At 36.5% G+C, this 5,403-nt stretch carries 2 protein-coding genes and 1 pseudogene; all 3 read right to left on the bottom strand.

The window, feature by feature from the left end; genetic code table 11:
- A partial coding sequence (locus AACY61_RS08150; protein ID WP_339611076.1) for a RagB/SusD family nutrient uptake outer membrane protein occupies positions 1–1,208 on the bottom strand: 1,208 nt, incomplete at its 3' end.
- Positions 1,209–1,226: 18 nt separating this feature from the next.
- Positions 1,227–4,289: a SusC/RagA family TonB-linked outer membrane protein gene (locus AACY61_RS08155; RefSeq protein ID WP_339611077.1), complete on the bottom strand. Its 3,063-nt coding sequence runs from the start codon at positions 4,287–4,289 to the stop codon at positions 1,227–1,229.
- Between the two features lie 119 nt (positions 4,290–4,408).
- A pseudogene (locus AACY61_RS08160) lies at positions 4,409–5,403 on the bottom strand (hypothetical protein); the annotation flags it as partial.

Raw genomic sequence — 5,403 nt, forward strand, 5'->3', positions numbered from 1 at the left:
ATAGCATCTCTTAAAGCAGTACCGGTTTCACCACCTGTATAACTGGTGTAGCGGTTGTCTCTCAATTGGTTTAATGTAGTAAGAGCCTGTCCTGTTTGACCTAACTCATATTGAGCTTCTGCTTTATTTAAAATGGCTTCTTCTGCTCTTAAAATTTTAATGTCAACCTGCCCGTTAAACTGGCCCGGTCTTCCAAAAAGTTTTCTAATAGCGTTGAATTCCATATTTGATGCATTGTTTGAAGCAGGTAAAATATGGGCTTCTTTTCTAATATCCTCATCAGAATACAATTGGAAAAGTTCATAAGATGCTACATACTCAGGAATTAAAGTAGTTACGTTTCCTTGACTCCAGGTTACCCCAATGTTCAGGTTAAGAACAGTAGCTTCATTTGGAATATAAAATAATAATCCATCTTGAGTGGTGTCATCCCAAAGTCCAACAACACTTTCTCTAGGAGCAACAGCTGTTGAAACATTGTTTGCTGCGTTAATTGCATTTTGCCATTGACCCATATATAGATATGCTCTGGAAAGAAGTGTGTTAACAGCATCTTTGTTCAATCTTCCAGGGTCGTTTGAAGCATTGATGTTTGCAGCGGCAAATGTTAAATCATCTACAATGTTTTGATATACGTCGCTAACCGATGCACGTGCTGGTTCAACAAGTGGTTCTGGTTCAGTAACATATGCAACACCCAAGCTTCCATTAGCATCACCTGATTGAGTTGGTATTTTACCAAATACTCTTACCAGGTCAAAATGTGCCATTGCTCTCAAGGCTCTTGCTTCTGCTTCAATATTTGCTCTATTTTCACCTTCAAAATCTTGAAGATAGAATAACAAATTATTTGCTCTGTAAATTACAGTATATGCATCAGCATAAAATCCTCTTACAGTTGCAGTAGGAAGGTATTCGAACTCGTGTAAATACCTTTTTGTTCTTCTTCCTCTTTGAGCTAAGGTTACATTGTCTGATATAACATCGGGAATACTCAACATTGATCCTGCATCACTACTTCCGAAGTATCCGGCTCTTGTAAGGGCGCTATAGGCACCTCTAATTCCATTTTCAAAATCTGAAGCAGTCACGAATGCGTTTTCTGATGCAAAGCTATCATATGGAATTTGGTCTAGATCTTTTTCACAAGAAGCAAAACCTCCCACGATTAAAATCGTAAATAATACTTTATAAACTATTTTTTTCATTTTTCTATTTTTTTTTGATTAGAAACTAACATCTATACCTACTTGGAAAGACTTTGTTTGTGGATAACTAAATAAAGTAGCTTCTCCAGGAGCAACAGTGTTTACAAAGTCAATTGTTTCACCAGAAGAAATACCTACTTCAGGATCACCGAAAAACTCTGTAAACGTCAACAAGTTTTGACCTTGTACATACACTCTTAGTGAATTAAGAGGGCTTCTCTCCAATAATGCAGATGGGAAATTATAAGAAAGCACAATATTTCTCATTCTTATAAAGTCACCTTTTTCAAGGAATCTGTCAGATGCCTGAACTTCTGTTCTGTATATTGGGCTAGGTAAAACATTCGTGTCACCTGGCTGTTGCCAGTAATTAAATGCTCCAACGTGGTGGTTTCCGTTTGGAGATACACCATCAGTTTCAATAGCAGCTCTGTTAAAGTTATTGATATAGTTTCCTGCTTTGAAGATAAAGTCAGCTCTTAAACCAATTCCTTTATAAGATAAGTTGGTAAAGAATCCACCTTCAACTTCAGGAATAGAAGATTTACCGGTAAGCACTCTGTTGTCTGATTCGCTTTCCGGAAGGTCTTCAAAACGATAGGTACCTCCATCTTCACCAAAATACAATGGAGCACCCGTGTTTGGATCAACTCCTGCATATTGTAGTAAATAGTGCTGATTTAAGGCTTCACCTTCACGGTATAGGATGTTAAATGCGTTTGGAATAATGTCTTCTCCATCAGGTAGTTCAATGATTTTATTTTCCATAATACCAGCATTACCACCCACTGTCCAAGTGAAAGAATTTTTTCTGATAATGTCACCTTGAAGTGATATTTCAAAACCTGAGTTTTCAATTTCACCTAAGTTTCCACCAATTCCACCAACACCTGCTTCATCAGCAGTAGGGATGGTAAATAGAAGGTCAGTTGTGTTTCTCTTGAAGTAATCAAAAACAGTTCTTAATCGGTTGTTAAACATATTCAACTCCAATCCAATGTTAGTAGTTTCGGTTGTTTCCCATTGTAATTCAGGGTTACCAACGTTTGATGGAATTGTTGCAGAACCTCCGGGATAAGCCCCAAAAGCAACTAAATCCTGCGGAGCATATCTGTTAATACCGTTTCTGTTACCAACTGTACCATAAGAAGCTCTCAATTTCAAATCATTGACTGCGTCCACAGCAAAGAAATCTTCTTTTGCAATGTTCCAACCAAGACTCGCACTGTAAAACGTACCAAACTCATTTCCTTTACCAAAGTTTGAAGAACCATCAGTTCTGACAGATGCAGTTGCTAAATACCTTTCCTTGTAGTTGTAGTCAGCAAATAATCCATAAGATACTAAAGTCAATCTATTTCTGTTGGTAGTTCCAATAGTAACCTCAGCAGCATTTACTTGAGTTGTCAAAAGTGCTGACGGGAACCCTCTACTGGTTACTCTGTAGAAGTTGTTTTCGTTGAAATTGTATTCAAATAGACCCAGTACATTCAAGTTGTGACCTGACTCTGAATTTAAGCTATAGTTTAACCTGTTGCTCAACGTCATATCTAGTCTCTGCGTTCCATTGTCTGTTTTCAACCCGGGGAAATTAGGGTCTCCAATCAGGTTTTGAAGGATACCACCAGGTTTAGAGTAGCTTTCTCTTCTATAATTTACGTGGTTGATTGCTGTACCAAAGGTGTATGTGAAATTGTCAGTAAATTTAACTGTTGTATTCACACTTGCCAACATTACGTTTGTAATTGTGTTTTCAGGTTCAGAAAGTAAGGCTCCTCTGATTGAGAACCCTTGATGAGTTGGATTGTATATAGGGTCACCATTTTCATCCAATTCTGGATTTCCGTTTTCATCCAATTGAAATTCCGGTTCATAAGCATTGTAAATGTACATTGCTCTAAACGGGTTTTGAACGTTGTTTCTATCACGAGGTTCATCACTTGTAGATCTTGAATAACCAACGTTGGCGCTTACTGATAACCACTCTTTGGCATCAAAATTCAAGTTCAATCTCGTGTTAAGTCTTTCAAAACCATCAATGTTATCAATGATACCGGTGTTTCTATCGTGTCCTACTGAGAAAAAGTAATCCATATTTTCAGCACCACCAGAGAAAGAAACATTGTTTGATTGTACAATACCATCCTTAAGAAGAACGTCTTGCCAATCATTTGCATTGTCTAAGAGAAACTGTCTTTCAGGTGATCCAGGTTCAGTAGTTACACCAGGTCTTGATCCTGCAGCAACAACACCGAGGGCAAATAATTCAGCTTCATACTGCATTTTTTGCTCAGCGTTCATCATTCTAAAGTTGTCTTTAGTTTTGCTGATTACACCATACCGTGAACTGAACCTAACAGTTCCTTCAGTATTTCTTTTACCGCTTTTAGTTGTAATTACTACAACACCATTGGCTCCACGAGAACCATATTGTGCTGTTACAGCGGCATCTTTTAAGATGGTGATGTTTTCAATGTCTTCATTTGCGATAGAAGCCAAATCCTGCTCTCTAATTGGAGCACCATCTACAATGTATAAAGGAGATGAGGCACCTGCAACAAGTGATCCCATACCTCTAATTCTTACGAAAGCACCTTGACCGGGCTTTCCGTTTGCTGCGGTAACTTGTACACCGGCAGCTTTACCTTGTAAAAGGTTGTCAATACTTGTAGTTGGAGTTAACTGGTTGATTTCTTCTGCAGAAATCGCTACAACAGCCGAAGTTTGAACCGTTTGGTTCCTTCTGGTGTATCCTGTTACGACTACAGCATCTAATTCTGCAGCATCAGGCTGAAGTTTTAGATTTACAGTATTTGTAGCAGGAGTTATAGCTACTTCTTGAGTTGTAAAACCAAGGTAACTGAATACTAACGTTTGACCAACTTCAGCATTAATGGAATAATTTCCATCAAAGTCTGATTGTGTTCCTGTGTTAGTACCTTTTACAATAATGTTCACTCCTGGTAACGGTAAGTCGATGTCATCGGTTACGGTTCCGGAGATTGTTTTTTGTTGCGCAAAACTTATTTGCACAATGAACGCCAGTAATAGCGTTAGAATTCCACTAAACTTTGTTGTCATTTTTATGATTTATTTAAATTAGCCAACGCCAAAATTCATAATTAAAACTTAATAAAACAACTTTTGTAAGCTAAAATTTAGTTTTTTTTACTATTACGTTAATTAATTGTTAACGGTATTTAAAATTTAGAATTTAAGCTTAGGTGGATTTTTGTGTTTGAAAACCTGAAATTCTGACCTTTAGAGGTGCCATTGGCAATATTAAACCTGAAAATACCAGCTTTTGTATTGAGCCCTATTCCTATACCAAAACTGTATAATTGACTTTTTAAATCCAAAATTGGGTTTTCAAAATAGGCAAAATCAACTATTGAGTGAAGATATGTTTGGTAATTCAGCAAATATCTGTACTCTGTATTTAGAACAGAATGCATTGTTGCATCAATACTATTTTCATTAAATCCTCTTATGCTATTAATTCCCCCAAATCGAAACAACTCATTTGTAAGATAATTCTCTGAAGCCAAATAAGAGGTCGAGTTATTGACAAAAAAACTATTGATATCATTAAAGTTAAAAATGTGACTTGCTTTAAAGTTTATTCTGAATTGATTTGTGTTTGTTTTTTTTTCAGTTCTTGTTCCTATTTCATTAGTGATACTTAAAGTTGTTTTATTTGGAAACATTAAATTAGATTGTGGTTTTAAGTAATTCCCTCCAAATAAAAAATACTGAGATTTAAAATCAGCGATGGGGCTTCCTGCAAGCGCTTCCTCTAGAAGACTGTTGGACTCATACTCTTTGTATCCAATAAACACCTTGGTTTTAGGGTTGAACCTGTAGTTTGTGAGGATGTTTTTTTCAACAGTTGAATATGTACTGTCTCTTTTAAAGAGTTCCAAGCCTGCTTCTACACCTATTGGTGATTGAAACAAATAAGGCAGTTCCAGATTTACTTCAAATTGTTCCTGGTTTCCACCATCATTTTTGTATTGAAGATCGAGTCGTTCACCAAAATTTAAGTTATTACTCAGCACTAAATTTAAATACCCGTTTAATTCAAACTTGTTGGTTTCCTCATTGGTTGTAAAACCTAATATACCATCAAAAAGATTGTTGGGTACTTTTTCAAGGTAGAGGTACAATTCGGTTTGATCTTTTGTGAAGAGTACTT

The sequence above is a fragment of the uncultured Planktosalinus sp. genome (assembly GCF_963973675.1).
Lineage (GTDB): Bacteria > Bacteroidota > Bacteroidia > Flavobacteriales > Flavobacteriaceae > Planktosalinus.